At 68.9% G+C, this 17,891-nt stretch carries 16 protein-coding genes and 1 pseudogene; 11 read left to right on the top strand and 6 right to left on the bottom strand.

The window, feature by feature from the left end; translation table 11 throughout:
- Window positions 1–5 precede the first annotated feature (5 nt).
- On the bottom strand, window positions 6–1,253 hold the full coding sequence (locus tag A4U64_RS15270; RefSeq protein WP_232334091.1) for an FAD-dependent oxidoreductase: 1,248 nt from the start codon (window positions 1,251–1,253) through the stop codon (window positions 6–8).
- A 338-nt stretch (window positions 1,254–1,591) separates the two neighbouring features.
- Here A4U64_RS15270 and A4U64_RS15265 point away from each other — a divergent pair, with 338 nt between their 5' ends.
- Window positions 1,592–2,260 carry an IclR family transcriptional regulator gene (locus tag A4U64_RS15265; RefSeq protein ID WP_230304440.1) on the top strand — a complete coding sequence of 223 codons (669 nt, stop codon included), beginning with the start codon at window positions 1,592–1,594 and terminating at the stop codon, window positions 2,258–2,260.
- A 29-nt stretch (window positions 2,261–2,289) separates the two neighbouring features.
- A pseudogene (locus tag A4U64_RS29165) lies at window positions 2,290–2,412 on the top strand (TetR family transcriptional regulator); the annotation flags it as partial.
- Between the two features lie 524 nt (window positions 2,413–2,936).
- On the opposite strand, the gene A4U64_RS15255 reads toward A4U64_RS29165, so the two are convergent.
- On the bottom strand, window positions 2,937–4,589 hold the full coding sequence (locus A4U64_RS15255) for a helix-turn-helix domain-containing protein (RefSeq protein WP_050036325.1): 1,653 nt from the start codon (window positions 4,587–4,589) through the stop codon (window positions 2,937–2,939).
- 234 nt (window positions 4,590–4,823) lie between these two features.
- Here A4U64_RS15255 and A4U64_RS15250 point away from each other — a divergent pair, with 234 nt between their 5' ends.
- From A4U64_RS15250 to hcaB, 7 genes are all read left to right on the top strand, one after another.
- The gene (locus A4U64_RS15250; protein ID WP_050034939.1) at window positions 4,824–6,083 is read left to right on the top strand and encodes an NAD(P)/FAD-dependent oxidoreductase; all 1,260 of its coding nucleotides are present in this window, start codon (window positions 4,824–4,826) and stop codon (window positions 6,081–6,083) included.
- Window positions 6,084–6,220: 137 nt separating this feature from the next.
- Window positions 6,221–7,078: an alpha/beta fold hydrolase gene (locus tag A4U64_RS15245; protein ID WP_065923506.1), complete on the top strand. Its 858-nt coding sequence runs from the start codon at window positions 6,221–6,223 to the stop codon at window positions 7,076–7,078.
- A 22-nt stretch (window positions 7,079–7,100) separates the two neighbouring features.
- Window positions 7,101–8,003 carry a VOC family protein gene (locus A4U64_RS15240; protein WP_232334090.1) on the top strand — a complete coding sequence of 301 codons (903 nt, stop codon included), beginning with the start codon at window positions 7,101–7,103 and terminating at the stop codon, window positions 8,001–8,003.
- Window positions 7,996–9,327, top strand: coding sequence for an aromatic ring-hydroxylating oxygenase subunit alpha (locus A4U64_RS15235; RefSeq protein ID WP_065922782.1), 1,332 nt, complete (start codon window positions 7,996–7,998; stop codon window positions 9,325–9,327). The genes A4U64_RS15240 and A4U64_RS15235 overlap by 8 nt, the downstream gene beginning before the upstream one ends.
- A complete protein-coding gene (locus tag A4U64_RS15230) occupies window positions 9,324–9,884 on the top strand; it encodes an aromatic-ring-hydroxylating dioxygenase subunit beta (RefSeq protein WP_006933066.1) in 561 nt (186 codons plus the stop codon). Before A4U64_RS15235 ends, A4U64_RS15230 begins: the two co-directional genes overlap by 4 nt.
- An 11-nt stretch (window positions 9,885–9,895) precedes the next feature.
- Entirely contained in the window at window positions 9,896–10,270 is a 375-nt protein-coding gene (locus A4U64_RS15225; protein ID WP_065923505.1) for a bifunctional 3-phenylpropionate/cinnamic acid dioxygenase ferredoxin subunit, read from the top strand.
- On the top strand, window positions 10,257–11,054 hold the full coding sequence (hcaB, locus tag A4U64_RS15220; protein ID WP_050034941.1) for a 3-(cis-5,6-dihydroxycyclohexa-1,3-dien-1-yl)propanoate dehydrogenase: 798 nt from the start codon (window positions 10,257–10,259) through the stop codon (window positions 11,052–11,054). Before A4U64_RS15225 ends, hcaB begins: the two co-directional genes overlap by 14 nt.
- Before the next feature lie 68 nt (window positions 11,055–11,122).
- Here the strand turns inward: hcaB and dmpG are convergent, their stop codons facing one another.
- Genes dmpG through A4U64_RS15205 form a run of 3 tightly spaced genes read right to left on the bottom strand, consistent with a single transcriptional unit; the run spans window position 11,123 to window position 13,946 of the window.
- A complete protein-coding gene (dmpG, locus tag A4U64_RS15215; RefSeq protein WP_050034942.1) occupies window positions 11,123–12,148 on the bottom strand; it encodes a 4-hydroxy-2-oxovalerate aldolase in 1,026 nt (341 codons plus the stop codon).
- Complete coding sequence (locus A4U64_RS15210) at window positions 12,145–13,122, bottom strand: acetaldehyde dehydrogenase (acetylating) (RefSeq protein ID WP_050034943.1); 978 nt, start codon at window positions 13,120–13,122, stop codon at window positions 12,145–12,147. Before A4U64_RS15210 ends, dmpG begins: the two co-directional genes overlap by 4 nt.
- Window positions 13,119–13,946 (bottom strand): 2-keto-4-pentenoate hydratase, encoded by an 828-nt coding sequence (locus A4U64_RS15205; protein ID WP_050034944.1) that lies wholly within the window; start codon window positions 13,944–13,946, stop codon window positions 13,119–13,121. The genes A4U64_RS15210 and A4U64_RS15205 overlap by 4 nt, the downstream gene beginning before the upstream one ends.
- Window positions 13,947–14,135: 189 nt before the next feature.
- Between A4U64_RS15205 and A4U64_RS15200 the strand changes: the two genes are divergently transcribed.
- Both A4U64_RS15200 and A4U64_RS15195 read left to right on the top strand, forming a co-directional pair.
- Window positions 14,136–14,900, top strand: a complete 765-nt coding sequence (locus A4U64_RS15200; RefSeq protein ID WP_050034945.1) for an IclR family transcriptional regulator — start codon at window positions 14,136–14,138, stop codon at window positions 14,898–14,900.
- A 119-nt stretch (window positions 14,901–15,019) separates the two neighbouring features.
- A complete protein-coding gene (locus A4U64_RS15195) occupies window positions 15,020–15,979 on the top strand; it encodes a DUF1214 domain-containing protein (protein ID WP_065922781.1) in 960 nt (319 codons plus the stop codon).
- A gap of 98 nt (window positions 15,980–16,077) precedes the next feature.
- Here A4U64_RS15195 and A4U64_RS15190 read toward each other — a convergent pair whose 3' ends face one another.
- Window positions 16,078–17,568, bottom strand: coding sequence for a stealth family protein (locus A4U64_RS15190; RefSeq protein WP_065922780.1), 1,491 nt, complete (start codon window positions 17,566–17,568; stop codon window positions 16,078–16,080).
- Window positions 17,569–17,891: the final 323 nt, after the last annotated feature.

The following is a 17,891-nucleotide window of genomic DNA, read 5'->3' as shown; positions in this document are numbered from 1 at the left end:
GATGGTCAGAATCGGGTGGACGGCGAGAAGCGCTCGGCGGAACCGGATGTCACCCGGCTGTCCAGCCACATTCCCGGTCGGGTCCACCAGCGCGCGGCGAACGCCGCACCCCATTGCGCGGCACGGTCGAACACGGTGTTCGCCTCCATCTGGGCGAGCGCGCCACCGGCGGCATCGGCGTTGAAATGCCCTGCACGGCGGCGTGTCTCGCCCGCCGCGCCGACCTGTTCCCGGGCGGCGGCGTCCCCGCCGTCGCGAGCTGCGGCGGCGAACGCCTCGATCGCGGCTTGCGCGTCGCGCACTCCGGAGTTCAATCCGCGTCCGCCGCCGAACGGTGCGAACAGGTGCGCCGCTTCACCCGCGAGGAACACCCGGTTGTGCGGGTCCGTGAATCGAGCGGCGACCGCGCGGTGGAATCGATAGCGCGAGACCCACGCGATGCGATCGCGGTAGCGTTCGCCGAGGATGGCCGCGACCCAGGCGGCGGTGCCGTCGGCCGACTGGAGGGCCTCGACGTCGTCGTCTCGGCGTGCCTGGAGGTCGAGGCGCCACCCGCCCTGGAAGGGCAGGACGAGAACATTGCGTCCTTCGACCGCCGGGTGCCGGTAGTGGAACTCCCGCACGAGGGGCAGCGGGTCGTCGGCAACCTCGTCGACGTCCACGATGACGAAGGACGCGTCGGACCGCGGACCCTCCATGCCGATTCCCAGCGACGTGCGTACCGCGGAGTGCGCACCGTCGGCGGCTACGACGTAGTCTGCGTCGATCGTGCTGCCGTCCACGAGGTGGACGGTGACCCCGTTCTCGGTGGACGATACGCTGCCGACCCGACTGCTCCACCGGATCGGAATCCCGGCCTTCTCGACGTGCTCGAGCATCGCCCGCTCCTGCAGCCGCTGCGAGATGCTGGCGCCGAACGCGCCGTGGGGCGCGCGCGGAAAGGTCCGTTCGTACACGGTGCGGCCGTGGTACGTCGAACGGATACGCGGCCAGGTCACGCCCTCGTGGGCGAGCCGCGCGCCCAGGCCGGGGGAGAATGCGTCGAGCTGGTCCAGCGTCTCGCGGTAGAGGTAGGTCGCGCGGCTTCCGGGTCGGAGCCGGTTGCTGTCCTCAGCCTCGAGGATTGTCGTCCGGAGGCCGTGTGAGTGCGCGGCGAGGGCCGCCACGAGTCCGACGGGGCCGGCGCCGACGACCACAACCTGAATTCGTGGCGCCGAGGTCGGGTCCGGGGGAGAGGGGGATTCGGATGTCATGGCTTCGACTGTGGCCGGACCCGGATCGGTGCTCAATGGATGACTCGTCCAGCGATCGGGCCGGGTGTTGTGGGCATCGACTCGAGGCGGTGGGCACGTGGACGCGACCCCGAGGGGCGCAGGCGGTGCGACGGGCGTGATTCGTTGACAGGGTGCCGGTCGGTGGATAGCCTCATTGGAACGATCGTTCTAGCCAGCTTGGAGGCGTTATGGCAGGAGATCCTCGTCCCGGACTGGAATGCCGCAGTGTTTCGGCGCCGGACGATCGTGCGGCTACCGCATCGTTGCTCGGGCGGGCATTCGAGATCCTGGGTGTATTCACTCAGTCCCGACGGTCCATGACGCTGAGCGAACTCGCGCGCGGAAGCGGGTTGCCCAAGTCCACGACGCACCGTCTCCTCGCGATGCTGCAGGAGGTGGGCGCCGTCGAGCGTATCGACGACCGGTATCAGGTGGGACTGCGGTTGTTCTCGGTGGGACTCTGCTCCGCCGAGCTCGAACTCCGTGACGCTGCGCTGCCGTTCCTCGAACGAATCCACCGGGCCACCAGGCAGACCGTGAACCTTGCAGTCCTGCGCGGAAACGACGTGGTCTATCTGGCGAAGATGACCGGTAGTGCAACGTCGACCCCGGCCTCGGTGGGTGGCAGGCTGCCGGCTCATGCCACGGCGGTCGGCAAGGCTCTGCTCGCACACACACCCCTCGGCCCCGCGCCGTCGCGATCTCGCGTCCTCGTCCCGCGCACACCCAGCACGATCGTGCGTCCGGACGACCTGCACACGTGTCTCGAGCGCGTCCGCATCTCCGGGTACGCGCTCGATCGCGAGGAATCTGCGAAAGGCCTGGCGTGCGTAGGGGTTCCCGTCCTGGTGGGCGACGATGCGGTCGCGGCGATCTCCGTGGCGTTTCCGAGCGGGTACGGCACCGGAGAGCAACTCGTCTCGCCGTTGCGGGAGGCGTCGGCCGCGATCGGCCGGTCGCTCGGGGCGCGTTACGTATCTGTCTAGACGAGTCGAGGGAGGTGGGGACCGGATCCATGGCCGGCGCGGAGGCAATTTCACAGAACAGTCGCGATCACCTGATGAACGTCGCGGAGGAGTTGATGGCGGCTCAGGGCTACCACCGGACCTCCATCGCGGACATCCGGCGTGCATCGGGGCTTCCCGTCGGATCGATCTATCACCACTTCAAGAGCAAGTCCGGCCTGCTCGCCGCGGTGATCGAGCGGGGAAGCCGGAGGTTCTTCGCCAATCTTCCTCGGGCGGTGAATATTTCCGGATCCACCGAGGAGGCGATGCGCGCGTACTGGTCGGCTGCGGCCGCAACCATAGCCGAACACATCTCGTACTTCCAGCTCGAGGCGGACATCGTGTGGCACGGGGCGGCCGACCCGGAACTCGCCGCTGTGGTGGCGAAGGCCACCGGCTATGCCCGCGACCAGCTGGTGGACGTCATCGAGCCGTTCGCGCAAGAGGCCGGTGTGGTGGACCCGCGCGCGCTCGCGGTCGAACTCGCCCTGACCAGCGTGACGTTCGTGCGCGGCGCCGTCATCGAGTCCGGGGGGGGACGCGGCGTACCTCGAACGCAAGATCGGCGCCCTCTACCGGTTGTTGCGCGCCGACATCGTCGCCCAGGGCGCCGATCGCGGCGCCGGCCCGTAGGAGCGCGGTCGCGCGGCCCGCGTCAGCGGCCGTCCCGGCGTCCCACGACGGTGCTCAACCGCAGCGCCAGCAGCAGGAAGAAGCGAGCATCCGGGTCGTCGAGATCGACGCGGAGCAGCTTGCCGACGCGTTCGATGCGGTAGCGCAACGTGTTGACGTGAACGTGCAGTGCACGGGCCGTTTCGGCCGCTCGCCGGTCCTTCTCCAGATACGTCTGCAGCGTGTGAAGCAGATCGGAGCCGTCGCGGATGTCGGCGCGCAGCACCGGAGCCAACGATTCCTCCGCCGCGGCCGCCAGCGCGTCGACTCCGCCGACGTGCGCGAAGAGGCGGTACATTCCGAGAGACTCGACGGTGACGACGGCGCGTTCGCGTCGTCCGTGGACACCGACGCGCAGCGCGAAGCGGGCCTCGCGCACGGCCGCGGGATAGTCCTCGGCCCGGCGACAGACCGGACCGATGCCGGCGCCGAGCGCGTGTGGGCGGCACTCCTCGACGATCGCAGCGAGGTGCGTTGCGAGGACGCTCGATTCCGCGTCGCCGCGCACAGGCCACAGCACGAACGCGTCGCCCTCGAACGTGGTCAGCTGCGCGTCGGGGACCCGAGTCCGCACCCGCCGGCCCAGGGTGTCGAGCAGTGCCCGATCCACGTGCCGGTCACCTCCCACGGCGACGACCGCCCGAGGGACGCCGAGATCGAGCCCGACCAGCAGAGCCCGATGCCACAGCCGGCGCAGCTCGTCCTTCGACCCGTCCAGCAGGCTCCGCACCAAGTGATCGGTGAGGCGGATCTCGGTTTCGAGGGCGGCACGGTGCCGCGCGAGGTCCATCCCGACGAGAGCCGCCAGCACGCGCACCGAGTCGTCCCCGGTGGCGGCGGCCCCGCGCAGGGTCAGCATTGCGTTGTCCGTTCCGGGGACGCGGAACTGCCGCACGCACCCCGTCGTGCGGCTTCGGTCGACGGTCGGGTTGCCCGGCCGCGGCGGGCGGCCGTTCGGCCCCTCGAGGTGCACCGATGCGCCCCACGCGTCGCCTGCGAGTTCGAGACAGTGGTCGAGGCCGGCACCGGAGAGCATCGATTCGGCCGTGGCCAGATACAGCTCCCGCTCGGCGCGGGACCGCTCGCGGTCGTCCTCGAGTGTCCGCAGGTCCTGCGCGGCGCGTGCTCGTTCCACGGCCCGCTCGCGCAGCTCCCCGGCCATCGACGCGAGACCGGCCAGCGCGCGCAGCTCCTCCGACTCGACGGGGCGGCGTGCGCGCGACACCACATACAGCACCGAGTCGACGTGTGCGGCTCCGCTCACCGGCACCGCCGCCGCCGAGACCAGTCCCTCTCGTTCCAGCAGCTGCCGCATCCGGGGGATCGCCCGGGGGTCCGCGCTGTAGTCGGGTGTCGACACCGGTCCGCCGCTGCGCAGCACCTCGCCTCCGAGCCCCCGGTCGGGCGGTATGTGGCTCAGGGCATGGACTTCGGGCTGACTCAGACCCGACCCGGCCACCATGTGGAGACCGTCCTCGCGGGCGTCCATCCAGAACGCCGCGTCGGCACGCGCGGTGGCGCGCGCCGAGGTGAGTGCCGCGCGCACCACGTCGTCGGCACTGTCGGCCGCGACGATGTCTCGAAGAGCAGTCAGGATGTCGGTGTACTGAGCGCGCCCGGATCGTTCGACAGGCATGGCGGTGAGCATACGCTCGACCACGGCCGTGCTCCGGCGGATTCGCCGTGCCGATTCGGGTCCGCAGATGAGAGAAACGCTGGGCCGCATCACACTTCACAGGACCGTCTCGGTCGGAGTTCCGGCGCACGGAACAGTCGATGGACGGCGGTGTCCACGCGAACCTACTGTGATCCGTACAACATGCCTGCGGAGTGGGGCACCTCCCAACCGCTCCGTGAAGGAGATGGCACCTTGACCCGAAACAAGCACCACGTCGTCGTCGGCGCCGGCGCCGCCGGCCTGGCCGCGGCGTCGGCGATGAGAGACAACGGATTCGCCGGTCGAATCACCGTCGTCGACGCCGACCCTCACACACCCTACGAACGCCCGCCACTGTCGAAGGAGTACCTCTCCGACCGCAGGCTGCGGGAGATAGTGGCCGAGACGGAGTACCGGCGCCTGGACATCGAGTTGCGCCTCGGTGTCGGGGTGTGCCGGCTTCGACCGTCGGACCGGCGCATCGACACATCCGACGGGGAAGAGCTTGTCGCGGACCGGTTGCTGCTCACCACCGGCGTGGCGGCACGGCGGTTGGACGTCCCCGGGGCCGCCCTCGGAAACATCCTCACGCTGCGAGATGCGGCCGACGCCGCGGCCTTGTCCGCCCGGCTGAGGGCGGGTGGGCCGCTCGTCGTCGTGGGTGGAGGGTTCGTCGGCCTCGAGGTCGCTGCGGCCGCGGTGGACCGCGGAATCGACGTCACCGTCGTCGAACTCGGCGAGCTCCCCCTTCTGGCGGCCGTCGGCCCGGAGATCGCCCGGCGCATCTGCCGGCTGCACACGGAACGGGGGGTGCGCATCCTGACGCGCCGTACGGTCGACGCGTTCGCGGGCTCGCGCGCAGTGGAGTCGGTGCGGCTGTCGACCGGCGAACGTCTCGACGCGGCCACCGTCGTCGTCGGGTGCGGTGTCGTCCCCAACGACGGTCTCGCGAGACAGGCGGGAGTAGCCTGCGCCGACGGCATCACCGTCGACGACCTGGGCCGCAGCAGCGACCCCTGGATCTGGGCGGCCGGAGACATCGCCGCGCACGTCAACCCGCACCTCGGTCACCGGGGTCGGATCGAGCACTGGGACGTGGCCCGCCGGCACGGTGCAGCCGTCGGAGCGTCGATGGCGGGCAACGCGACCGTCAACCGTGAAATCCCCTACTTCTGGTCGCACCAGTACCAGCACACGCTGCAGATGTACGGGCGCGGGCGGCCCGGCGACCGCGTGATTGTCCGTGACTCGTCCACCGAACCCGGATTCGTGGCCTTCTGGGTGCGCGACGGGCGCGTTGCCGCCGCAGCCGCCCTGGACGAGCCGCGCGATGTCCGATCGGCAAAAATCCTGGCGGAAAACAGGATTGCAGTTCCGGACGAGACTCTGCGGTTCGCCGGTACCGACCTGCGCAGGCTGGTCCGCCAACTGAGGAGCCCGGACGCCCGGCGCGACATCGACGTCACCGGGTGATCCCGAAACAGACGCGACCTGAATCTATTCCATAACCGGATTCGCCCGGGCCGGGCGTTTCAGGTGCCCCGTGGCGTGGTCCCGCTAGCCCCGGCCCGGGGTGAAATCTGGCACACCCGGACGTAGAGAGGATGACGATGACGACAACAATGGAGACTTCGGACGTCGAAGCCGGCGGTTTCCGCATCCGGCTCAACAGAGCCGGCCCGCGCACCGGGGAGACGATTCTGTTCCTGCACGGATCGGGGCCCGGTGCCACCGGGTTGTCGAACTATGCCGCGACCGTTTCCGCCTTCGCGGACGACTACGACTGTCTTGTGATCGACCAGGTGGGCTGGGGCGACTCGAGTCACCCGGCCGAGCTCCCCCCGAGCGGACGTGTGCGGCAGCTCGTACTGAGCAACCTGGCGCTGGTCGACGCCCTCGGCCTCGACAGCGTGCACCTCGTGGGGAACTCGCTGGGTGGGGTCGTCGCCCTGAACATGCTGACCGTCGCCCCGGACCGGATCGGGAAGGTCATCGGAATGGGGGCCGGTGGCGGCGGCAACCCCGCCCCGACCGGGGAATTGCTCAAGCTCATCGAGTTCTACAACGACCCCACGCTCGAGAGCATGAAGCAGCTGATTTCGTACATGCTCCACGATCCGGACCTGTTCGGCGACGAGATCGACTCGATCGCCCGGGACCGGCTCGAGACGGCGCTGCGTCCGGACGTGCGTCGATCCCATCTCCTCACCTTCGGGCTTCCGCAATCCGGTCCCGGGCTTCCGGGCCTACGTGTCCCGGAGACGTCGCTGCGGCGGATCCGCAATGACGTCCTGCTGGTCCACGGCCGCGAGGACTCGGTGGTCCCCGCCGAGAGCAGCGAATGGCTCGCCCGGCGAATCCCCAACGCGCGCCTGCATGTCATGCCGCACTGCGGTCATTGGGCGCAGATCGAACAGGCCGATCGGTTCGTCCAGCTCAGCACGCTGTTCCTGCGCGGCCGGATCTGAGATGTCAACGAAAGGAAATCCCGTGAGCACTGTGAAGGCTCTTGCATACCTGCGTGTGCGCGGCCCCGTCGACGAGTGGAGGGAGTTCGGCACCCGAATCGTCGGAGCCCAACTCGTATCGTCCGACGACCCCACCGAGGCCCGCTTCCGGTTCGACGAGCGTGAGTACCGGCTGACGGTCGAGGACGGTCCCCCCGGGGCGGACGCCCTGCTCGCCCTCGGGTTCGAGACGCGGACCAGCGAGGACCTCGACGCGCTCGCCCGCCGCCTGGTCGCGAACTCGGTCCCGGTCTCGGAGGATGCCGATCTGGCACGTGCACGGCATGTGCAGCGGCTCATCGCCTTCGCTGACCCCGACGGCAACCCGATCGAGGTCGTGTACGGCCATCCGCACGACCACACCCCGTTCGTGTCGCCGCGGGGAATCGACTTCGTCACCGGCGATCTCGGCCTCGGGCATGTGTTCCTCTTCGCATCCGACGCGCAGCGATCCGCCGAGTTCTACCAGTCGATGCTGGGCTTCCGCCCCAGCGACACCATCGCCTTCGGCCCGACCAATGCAGTCTTCTTGCACTGCAATCCGCGTCACCACACGGTGGCGCTCGCCGCCATCCCGGGCTTCGAACCGGGGATCGGCCATGTGATGCTCGAGCTCAGCCGCCTCGACTCCGTCGGCCGGGCACTCGATCTGGCGATGGAGACGCCAGGACAGGTCGTCCGCGCCCTCGGGGAACACACCAACGACGCGATGACCTCGTTCTATCTGTCCACACCGTCCGGGTTCGCGATCGAGTACGGATGGAACGGCAGACTCGTGGACGACGACTCGTGGACCGTCGGCCACTACCGGTCGGCCAGCACGTGGGGCCATCAGGTCCTTGCCGACGTCCCCAGCGCCGTGGCAGTGGGGGCCGACGATGAGTGACATCCATGCGCTGGTCGACCCCGCTCACGGCCTACTCAATCCCACCATCTACACCGACCCGGGCATCTACGAACTGGAGCTCGAGCGGGTGTTCGGCCGGACCTGGCTCTTCCTCGCGCACGACAGTCAGTTGCCGAAGCCCGGGTCGTTCGTCCAGACGTACATGGGTGAGGATCCGGTTCTGGTCGTGCGCCAGCGAGACGGCTCGGTGAAGGCGTTCCTCAATCAGTGCCGGCATCGGGGAATGCGTATCTGCCGATCGGACGAGGGCACGAGTCGCGCGTTCACGTGCACCTACCACGGCTGGTCGTACGACCTCGAGGGCAACCTCATCAACGTGCCGCAGCAGCAACGCGGATACCGTGACCGGATCGACAAATCCTCCTGGGGCGCCACGAAGGTCCCCCGCATCGCGAGCTACCGGGGGTTCCACTTCGGCACCTGGTCGGACGAGGTCCCGGACTTCGTCGAGTATCTGGGCGAGATGGCGTACTACTTCGACGCGACCATCGATCGATGGGACAACGGCATCGAGTTCGTCAAGGGCGCCGCGAAGTGGGTCATCGACTGCAACTGGAAGCTGCCGGCGGAGCAGTTCGCCAGCGACATGTACCACGTCGCGATCTCGCATTCGTCGGCGATGCTGGCCCTGCACGAGGATCCGGCCTTCCACGGTCTGCTCAACCCACCGCCTGACGCACCGGGCCGGCAGTTCGCCGGTGACGGCCACGGATCGGGGAGCTTCTGGCTCCCCGAATTCGGCCCCGACCTGCACGCAGGCCCCGAGTACAGCGCCTGGCAGACAGCCAACCGCGACGAAGTCTTCCGGCGGATCGGCGCCGACCGCGCCGTGAAGGTCTCGGGGCACAATCTGATCTTCCCGAACTTCTCCTGGCTCGGACCTGTAAACACGATGCGCGTGTGGCATCCGCGCGGTCCCGGACAGATCGAGGTGTGGGCATGGACGTTCGTGCCGAAGGATGCCTCGCCGGAGGCCAAGGCGGGAATGCGGCGGGGCACCCAGCGCTCCTTCAGCCCGGCCGGGGTCTTCGAGACCGATGACGGCGAGAACTGGACCGAGGTGCAGCAAGTGCTGCGAGGCTGGAAGTCGCGCAGCACCGAGTTCAACGTCCAGATGGGGATGGGATTCGAGGAACGCGACAGTCACGGTCTTCCCGGCCTGTCCAACGATGTCTACAGCGAAACCGCCGCCCGCGGGTTCTACCAGCGGTGGCTGGATCTCGTCGACGGCCTGCCGTGGGACGAAATCCTCCGCCGAGCCGACGAGGCCAAGCGCTCCGAACACGCAGGAGAGAACCGATGACCACCGACACCCGCAGCGCCGACGGGCTGCCCGCGGCCGTCCAGCGCGCCGACGTGCATCTGCAGCACGCGGTCGAACAGTTCCTGTATGCCGAGGCGGAACACCTCGACAACCACCGCTACCACGAATGGCTCGAGTTCTTCGGGGAGGACGTGCACTACTGGGCGCCCACCCGCATGACCCGCACGTTCCGGGAACGCGACGCCGAGATCTCCGGCCCGGACGAGGGCGCGTTCATCGACGACGACTTCCCCTTCCTGCGGGGCAGGGTCCGACGGCTGACCTCGGGCCTGTCGTGGTCGGAGGAGCCCCCGTCGCGCACCCGGCGGTTGCTGACCAATGTCCGTGTCGCGCACCGCGAGGACGGCGATCTCGACGTGGTGTGCAACTTCTGGGTCTACCGCAGCCGGCTCGAGCGGCACCAGGACTGGTTCGTCGGTGAGCGCTTCGATGTGCTGCGCCACCACACCGGCACCCTGCCCTTCAAGATCCGCGAGCGCCGGATCGTCCTCGAGCAGACCACGATCCTCGCCCCCAGCATCAGCATCTTCCTGTGAGGTATCCGACGATGACGGCTGAATCATCCAGTGAGAACACGCGGTGGGTTCGTGTCTGCGCGGTCGGCGACCTCGACGACGACGACGCGGTGCGGCTCGACTCGCGTTCGCCGGTGTCGGTGTTCAGGTCGAACGGGGAGTACTTCTGCGTCGACGACACGTGTACGCACGAGACGTACTCCCTCGCCGACGGATGGATCGAGAACTGCGTCGTGGAATGCCCGCTCCACATGGCGAAGTTCTGCCTCCGAACCGGCCGGCCCCTGAATCCGCCCGCGACGACCGCGGTCGGCACGCACCCGGTCCGTATCGAGGGCGGCGACATCCACGTCGGACTTCCCGACTCGTACGAACTGAAGGAAGGAGCCCGTAGTGGGACGGCTTGACGGAAAGTCGATTCTCGTGACCGGCGGCGGATCCGGGCTCGGCCACGCCCTGGTGAGACGGTTCGTCGAGAACGGCGGTCGCGTGACCGTGCTCGACAGGTCGGAGCAGAAGCTGACCGCACTGCGCGAGGCGTTCGGGACCAGCGTGCGCACCCTGACGGGCGACGTCACCTCGTTCGCCGACAACAAGCAAGCAGCCGATCTCGCCGTGCGCGAGTTCGGTGCTCTCGACACCTTCGTCGGCAACGCCGGAGTCTGGGACTTCGGTCGTTCGCTGCTCGACGCGTCGCCGGAAGAACTGGGTACCGGGTTCGACGAATTGTTCTCCGTCAACGTGAAGGGCTATCTGCTCGGTGCGAAGGCCGCAGCGCCGCACCTGAAGTCCTCCCGCGGCAGCATGATCTTCACCCTGTCCAACGCGGCCTTTTTCCCGGGCGGGGGTGGGCCGCTGTACGTCTCGTCCAAGCATGCCGGCGTGGGACTCGTGCGCCAGCTGGCGTACGAACTTGCCCCGGAGGTTCGGGTCAATGCGGTTGCTCCCGGCGGCATGGCCACCGACCTGCGCGGGCCCGGCGCGATGGGGCTCGCCGATCACTCGGTGGCCGAGGCCATTCCGATCCGGCAGATGGTGCGCGACAACGGAGCTCTGCAGATCGAGGTGGAACCCGACGATTACGTGGGCGCCTACCTCTATCTCGCGTGCCGTGACGATTCCGCGACCGTGACGGGAACGGTAGTGGACGTCAGCAGCTGGGGAACACCCAAGAGGACCGACGCCGTCTGACGGCGCAGCGACCGGGGCGGGTCTGTCGTTCGCGACAGACCCGCCCCCGCGTGTATGCGGATTCCGGGTCACGCCGGGCTGCCGGCACGTTCCCCCAGCAGGTCGAGGGCGATGTCGACGATCATGTCCTCCTGCCCGCCGACGAGCGCGCGCCGCCCGACCTCGAGCAGGAGGGTGCGCACGTCGATGCCGTAACGCTCCGACGCTGCCTCCGCGTGGCGGAGGAACGAGGAGTACACGCCGGCGTAGCCGAGGGTGAGGGTCTCGCGGTCCACCCGGACCGGCCGATCCTGAAGCGGCCGGACCAGGTCGTCGGCCGCGTCCTGCAGCGCGAACAGGTCGCTGCCGTGGGTCCAGCCCTGCAGGTCGGCGACGGCGACGAACGCCTCGAGCGGGCAGTTGCCGGCCCCGGCGCCGTGGCCGGCCAGGGAGGCGTCGACGCGAGTGACCCCTTCCTCGACGGCGACCACGGAGTTCGCCACCGACAACGACAGATTCTCGTGGGCGTGGATACCGATCTCGGTGCCCGGGTCGAGCACGCTCCGGTAGGCCCGAACCCGTTCGCGTACCCCGTCCATGGTCAGACGACCGCCGGAGTCGGTGACGTAGACGCAGTGCGCGCCGTAGGACTCCATCAACTTCGCCTGTCGCGCCAGCTCGGCGGGCGGTGCCATGTGGCTCATCATGAGGAATCCGGAGACGTCCATGCCCAGCTCGCGGGCCGTCGCGATGTGCTGGGCCGAGACGTCCGCCTCGGTGCAGTGGGTGGCCACGCGCACCGAGCGGACCCCGAGCCGGTAGGCGTGCTCGAGTTCGCGGATCGTGCCGATCCCGGGCAGGAGCAGCGTGGTGAGACGCGCCCGGGACACGTTCGCGGCCGCGGCCTCGATCCACTCCCAGTCGGTGTGGCTGCCCGGTCCGTAGTTGAGGCTGCCCCCGGCCAGTCCGTCGCCGTGGGCGACCTCGATGGCGTCGACACCGGCCGCGTCCAGCGCGGCCACGATACGGCCCACGTCGTCCGGGGTGATGCGGTGCCGAACGGCGTGCATCCCGTCCCGGAGCGTGACGTCCTGGATGAACAGTTCGGTCGTCATCGGGTGGTCTCCAGTTCTGCCGCGCGCGCGGTGTCCGTCTCGGCGGCGGCCTCCGCGAACCGCAGGGCAGCCGAGGTCATGATGTCGAGATTGCCCGCGTACGCGGGCAGATAATGGGCGGCACCCTCGACCTCGAGGAATACCGACACCTGGTGGGTGGGTGTGGCCGGGGCGCCGTCGGCGAGCAGGGTATGCACCGGTTGCCCCTGCGGAACCGGGGTGATCTGCACCCGCTGCTTGAGCCGGTAGCCCGGCACGTAGGCGGCGACGTCGGCGACCATCCGCTCGATCGACTCCCGGACGGCGTCGTGCACGACCGCGCTCGGCTCGGAGATCAGGCAGAACACGGTGTCCCGCATGATCAGCGGCGGCTCGGCAGGGTTCAGGACGATCACCGCCTTGCCCCGGGCCGCGCCGCCGACCGACTCGATCGCGTGCGCCGTCGTCTCGGTGAACTCGTCGATGTTCGCGCGGGTGCCGGGTCCGGCGGACTTCGACGCGATGGACGCGACGATCTCGGCGTAGGCGACGGGCGTGACGCGCGAGACCGCCGCCACGACGGGGATGGTTGCCTGCCCACCGCAGGTGACCATGTTGACGTTCGGGGCGTGCCGGTGTGCGTCGAGGTTGACGGCCGGAACGACGAAGGGGCCGATCGCTGCGGGCGTGAGGTCGATCAGCCGCTTGCCGTAGGGTTCGAGCGCGCGGGCGTTGGCCCGGTGCGCCTGTGCCGACGTCGCGTCGAACACGAAGCCGATCTCGTCGAAGTTCGGCAGGCCGATCAGGCCCGCCACGCCGTCGGCGGTGGTGGGGACACCCAGCCGGCGGGCGCGGGCCAGGCCGTCCGAGTCGGGGTCGATGCCGACCATGGCGCCCATCTCGAGATTGGTCGAGTTCCGGATCACCTTGATCATCAGGTCGGTGCCGATGTTGCCGGAGCCGATGACGGCCACCTGTGTTCTGCGGGTGCTCATGTGTGGTCCTCCTCGGTGAAGGTCGCGGTCACCGAACCGAGTCCGGTGATGTCCGCGGTGACGGTGGAGCCGGGGTGGACGGGCGCCATCGGCCCGAGAGCCCCGGACAGGACGATCTGCCCGGCGCGGAGCGGTTCACCGAACCGGCGGGCGGTGTCGGCGAGCCACGCCAGGGCCCGCAGCGGGTCGCCCAGGCAGGCCGCGCCGTTCCCGGTGGACACCGCCGCGCCGTCGACACGCATCGCCATCTCGGTGTCGACCGGTTCGAACTCGTCGAGCCCGCGGCGCCGGGTGCCGAGGACGAACAGCCCGGACGAGGCATTGTCGGCGACTGTGTCCCCGAAGGTGATGTCCCACAATGCGATCCGGCTGTCGACGATCTCGAGGGCGGCGACGGCGTAGTCGACGCTGTCGCGGATACGCCGGGCGTCGAGCGGGCCGTCGGCGAGGTCCTGCCCGAGCACGAAGGCGATCTCCGCCTCGACCTTCGGTTGCAGCAGGCGGTGGAAGGGCACGGGTTCGTCCTCGGTGTACTGCATGTCGTCGAACAGGACACCGAAGTCGGGCCGGTCCACGCCGAGTTGCCGCTGGACCGCCGGTGACGTGAGCCCGATCTTGCGACCGACCACACGAGCGCCGGCGGCCGTGCGTGCCGCGTTCAGTTTCGTCTGGACCGCGTAGGCGCGCTCGATGTCGGAGCTGCCGATGAGGTCACGCACCGGCGGGCACGGTGAGTGGGTGCGCACCGCGTGGTCGATCCGGATGAAGGCCGCGTGTACAGCCGGATCGTCCGTCGCGGCGCCGCCGGAGGGCGGAGCCGGCATGTGGTCGGTTCCTGGGGAGGGGGTCATGGCGGTCCCGGAAGGTCGAAGGGAATTGGCCTGCTCACTGTCGCCGGGCGAGCCGGCATCCGGCCAGGAAAGTGTTCGACTCAGTGGAACGTACAGTGGCGGGTGACCCGAATCGCCAGGTCACCGGACGAAAGGGTGAATGCGGTGCACACTCCCAGCGACATGCAGATCGACCCGAACACCGTGCTCGGCAAGGTCGTCACCGTGCTGTATGCGTTCACCGTCGACGACCACGGGCTCAGCCTCGCGGAACTCGGCCGGCGCACCGGCATCCCCAAGGGCACCCTGCACCGGTTGGTCTCCGACCTCGTCAAGGTGCGCCTTCTCGACCGCACCCAGGCCGGCTACCGGCTGAGCGGGCAACTGTTCGAACTCGGAATGCGGGCGTCCACCGAACGCAGCCTGATCGAGGTCGCAACCCCGTTCATGGAGGACCTATACGAGCGGACGCACGAGACGGTGCACCTCGGCATCCTCGAGGGCACCGAAGTGGTCTACATCTCCAAGATCGGGGGACACCGGCAGGCCCGCTCCCCGTCCCGTCTCGGTGGCCGAATGCCGCTGCACTGCACGGCCATCGGAAAGGCCCTCCTCGCATACTCCGATCCGGAGATCATCGAGAGGGTGCTCGCCGGGCCACTCGAACGGCGCACACCGAAGACGCTGTCCGGGCCCGGACTGCTGCGCGCACAGCTCGAACGCATCGTCGACGAGGGGGTCGCGTACGAACGCGAGGAATCCGCGATGGGCATCACCTGCGTCGCTGCGCCGGTACTCGACCCCGACGACCGGCCGATCGCGGCCCTCAGTGTCACCGGTCCCGTGGCCCGCTTCCATCCCGAGCGGCACGCCACGTCGGTGCGCGCGGCCGCGGCCGGCGTCGCCGCCACCCTCGCGCGCCGCGCGCGGATGTCGGAGCCGGAATGAGACGGGGCCGCCCCGTGCCCCGCGGCCGGCCCGGCAGTTCCGGCAGGGAACCCCGGTCCCGTCGCGGAGGCGGACGAATCGGACAGCGCGTGGGGCGTTCGTCGTCTAGGCTGCCGCGCATGACATCGATTCCGGTGAATGTGGACAACTTCGTTCGCGCGGAGACGGATCGGATGTTTCTCGATCTTCAGCGGGACGCCGGGGGCATCAATGTGCTCCGGCACAACCGGGAGCCCGCCTCGGTCGAGCAGCAGACGGTGATCCGGATGAACCGCGACACCCTGTACAGCCTCGCGATCGTCGACACCTCGGGGGGAGCGACACTCACCATCCCCGACGGCGGTCGGCGGTACATGTCCGTGATGGTGGTCGACCAGGACCACCATGTCGATCGGATCCTCCACGACCCGGGAGAGCACAAGTTCACCGCCGACGAGTTCCCGACACCGTACGTCGCCGTCGCGGTGCGGATTCTCGTCGATCCTTCCGATCCGGACGACGTCCGCACCGTGGTCTCGCTCCAGGACCGGTTCCGTCTCGAAGTCGGCTCGTCGACGCCGTTCGCGGCGCCCGACTACGACCGTGCGAGCCTCGACGCGACGCGGGAGGCGCTGCTGGCGCTGGCACGAGGACTGACCGGCTTCGATCGGATGTTCGGTGCCCGGAACGCGGTCGACCCGGTCCGGCACCTGATCGGTACCGCCGCCGGCTGGGGCGGCCTTCCGACCGAGGAGGCCGTATACATCGGCGTCGATCCGGGACTGCCGGTCGGAGAGTACGAGTTGACCGTCGGCGATGTGCCCGTCGACGGCTTCTGGTCCGTCTCGGTCTACAACGCCGAGGGCTTCTTCGAACCGAACGAGCACCACGCCTACAGCATCAACAACCTCACAGGCGTGCCGAACGCCGACGGCTCGATCACCGTCCGTTTCGGTGGCGGCGACGGTGCGGACCGCGCCAATTACCTTCCCGTCACGGAGGGGTGGAACTATCTCGTTCGCCTGTATCGCCCGCGTGCGGAGGTCCTCGACGGAAGCTGGGTGTTTCCCGCCCTCGCCTCGTCACCGAACGGGCGGTGAGCGTCGACGCCGGTCCGGCTTCGTCCCCGAGTTCGCGTTCACCCGGCCGGGCCGCCCCGCGGATAAGCGGGGCGGCCCGGTGCGTCCGAGGGCGCAGGTCACGCCCGCCTCGGGTAGTCCATCTCCCACGGCGCCGGGATCGGGTAGTACCGCTCCAGGAACTGCGTGACCTTGGCCGTCCGCAGCTCGAGGTCGACCTCGGGCACGCTGCCGTCGTTGAGGCAGAAGAAGTCCATCTTCCGCGTCGCCAGCAGCGTGTCCAGCTCGCGCAGACCCGAAACCATCGTCGTGTCGACGTATCGCATGCGGGCCGTCGTCTGCTGCACCGCCCGGCCGGTCATCAGCGCGTAGTAGTGGTAGAACGAGTTCGTCACCGAGATGTTCTCCGCGGCCCGGAACGTGCTCGCCGCCGTCGCGGCGAACTCCTCCGCGAACTCCCGCTCCATCTCCACCATGATGCTCTTGCGCAGGGGCACCGGCGTGTGTTCGAGGTGCCGGGTGATCGTCACCCCGAACCGGTCCTCGAGCAGCCGGCGATTCACGCGTGCCGCGTTCTCGAAACCGCTGCGCTTCTTGTGGTTCCGGCCCAACCCGATCCGGGTGTCGGCCTCGATGAACTTCGTGACCCCGCCGGCGGAGAAGAACATCTGCGGATCCACCGCGCGGCCGAAGAACATGTCGTCGTTCGAGTACAGGAAGTGCTCGGACAGACCCGGGATGTGATGCAGCTGGCACTCGACGGCCTGCGAATTGTGGGTGGGCAGCACCGACGGGTCGGCGAAGAACTCCTCGCTGCGCACGAACGTGACCCGACCGTCGTCGGCGAGCCAGTCCGGTCGCTCCGAGTCGGTCGCGACGAAGATCCGCCGGATCCACGGCGCATACATGTGTACGGAGCGCAGCGCGTACTTCAGCTCGTTGATCTGCCGGAAGCGCGCGGGGGAGTCGTCGCCCTCGCCCACCACGTAGTTCTGCATGCGCTTGGCGCGCTCGGCCTGCCACTCCTTCGACGAGCCGTCCACCCACGAGAACACCAGGTCGATCTCGAACGGGACGTCCGCCGGATGGGTCGCGAACATCCCCTCGATCGTCGGCCACGTCTGCCCGTAGCGCTCGACGGTGGTGCGGGTGATCTCCTCCCGCGGCACGCTGCGCCGGGTCAGAGCGTTCTCCTTCGGCAGGAGGATTTCGTCGTCGGTGTGCGACCACAGCTCGATCTGCACCCCGTTCGACGCCCCGTACCGCAGCCCGCTGGTCAGCTCGACTCGCGGCCGGAACAAGCGGAACGCCCGATCCTTGGAACTGTGGGAGAGCCGGCCGTCGGCGACGAGCACCGGTCGGCGCCGCTTGGCGCCGACCGTCTTGGAGTAGAACGGTTCGTCGGTGCACGCGGCGACCAGCGCGGCGCGCAGCTCCTTGCGGTCGGCCCAGTCCACCGCCAGCACCGGGCGCGCGCCGTCGCCGCGGACCAGCAGATAGTCGATGCCGGCGTCGTCGAGGACCCGGCGCACGAAGTACAGATCCTCGAGCATCGCCTCGTGCGGCGTGGTCGTCGAGATGGGGATCGCATAGCGATCCCGGAACCACACGATGTCCGGGTGGCCGTGCAGCCGGGGCCGCTCGGACGCGAGCGGGGGAGCGTCCCCGACGCTGTGGGGCAGGGGGACGAGATGAACGGTGTGGGGGGCCGGCGTATGCGTCGGAGTGCTCCTTTCCTGTGAAGGGATTTCCCGTGAAAGATCCCGGGAACGAGAAGTTTGATTCTAGTTCACTATTGCAACTTCAGGCACATCGTGAAGGCGCAGGCGGGACGACGACCCCGGAACCGGCGGCCCGTGCGGGGTCCAGTTTCGGGACTTCGGTCCCGTCGAGGCTCAGCCGACGTCGGTCGGCCCGATCCATTCGGGTTACT

The sequence above is a fragment of the Rhodococcus sp. WB1 genome (assembly GCF_001700945.1).
Classification (GTDB): Bacteria; Actinomycetota; Actinomycetes; order Mycobacteriales; family Mycobacteriaceae; genus Rhodococcus; species Rhodococcus aetherivorans.
The sequence above is the reverse complement of the archived record's forward strand: the minus strand, read 5'-3'. Positions and strand labels throughout refer to the sequence as shown.

Coding starts and splice junctions, on each gene's coding strand:
- A4U64_RS15230 (WP_006933066.1), top strand. CDS start 9,324: ATGACCACCGACACCCGCAGCGCCGACGGGCTGCCCGCGGCCGTCCAG.
- A4U64_RS15255 (WP_050036325.1), bottom strand. CDS start 4,589: ATGCCTGTCGAACGATCCGGGCGCGCTCAGTACACCGACATCCTGACT.
- A4U64_RS15205 (WP_050034944.1), bottom strand. CDS start 13,946: ATGCCGGCTCCGCCCTCCGGCGGCGCCGCGACGGACGATCCGGCTGTA.
- A4U64_RS15225 (WP_065923505.1), top strand. CDS start 9,896: ATGACGGCTGAATCATCCAGTGAGAACACGCGGTGGGTTCGTGTCTGC.
- A4U64_RS15265 (WP_230304440.1), top strand. CDS start 1,592: ATGACGCTGAGCGAACTCGCGCGCGGAAGCGGGTTGCCCAAGTCCACG.
- dmpG (WP_050034942.1), bottom strand. CDS start 12,148: ATGACGACCGAACTGTTCATCCAGGACGTCACGCTCCGGGACGGGATG.
- A4U64_RS15210 (WP_050034943.1), bottom strand. CDS start 13,122: ATGAGCACCCGCAGAACACAGGTGGCCGTCATCGGCTCCGGCAACATC.
- A4U64_RS15195 (WP_065922781.1), top strand. CDS start 15,020: ATGACATCGATTCCGGTGAATGTGGACAACTTCGTTCGCGCGGAGACG.
- A4U64_RS15270 (WP_232334091.1), bottom strand. CDS start 1,253: ATGACATCCGAATCCCCCTCTCCCCCGGACCCGACCTCGGCGCCACGA.
- A4U64_RS15200 (WP_050034945.1), top strand. CDS start 14,136: ATGCAGATCGACCCGAACACCGTGCTCGGCAAGGTCGTCACCGTGCTG.
- A4U64_RS15245 (WP_065923506.1), top strand. CDS start 6,221: ATGACGACAACAATGGAGACTTCGGACGTCGAAGCCGGCGGTTTCCGC.
- A4U64_RS15235 (WP_065922782.1), top strand. CDS start 7,996: ATGAGTGACATCCATGCGCTGGTCGACCCCGCTCACGGCCTACTCAAT.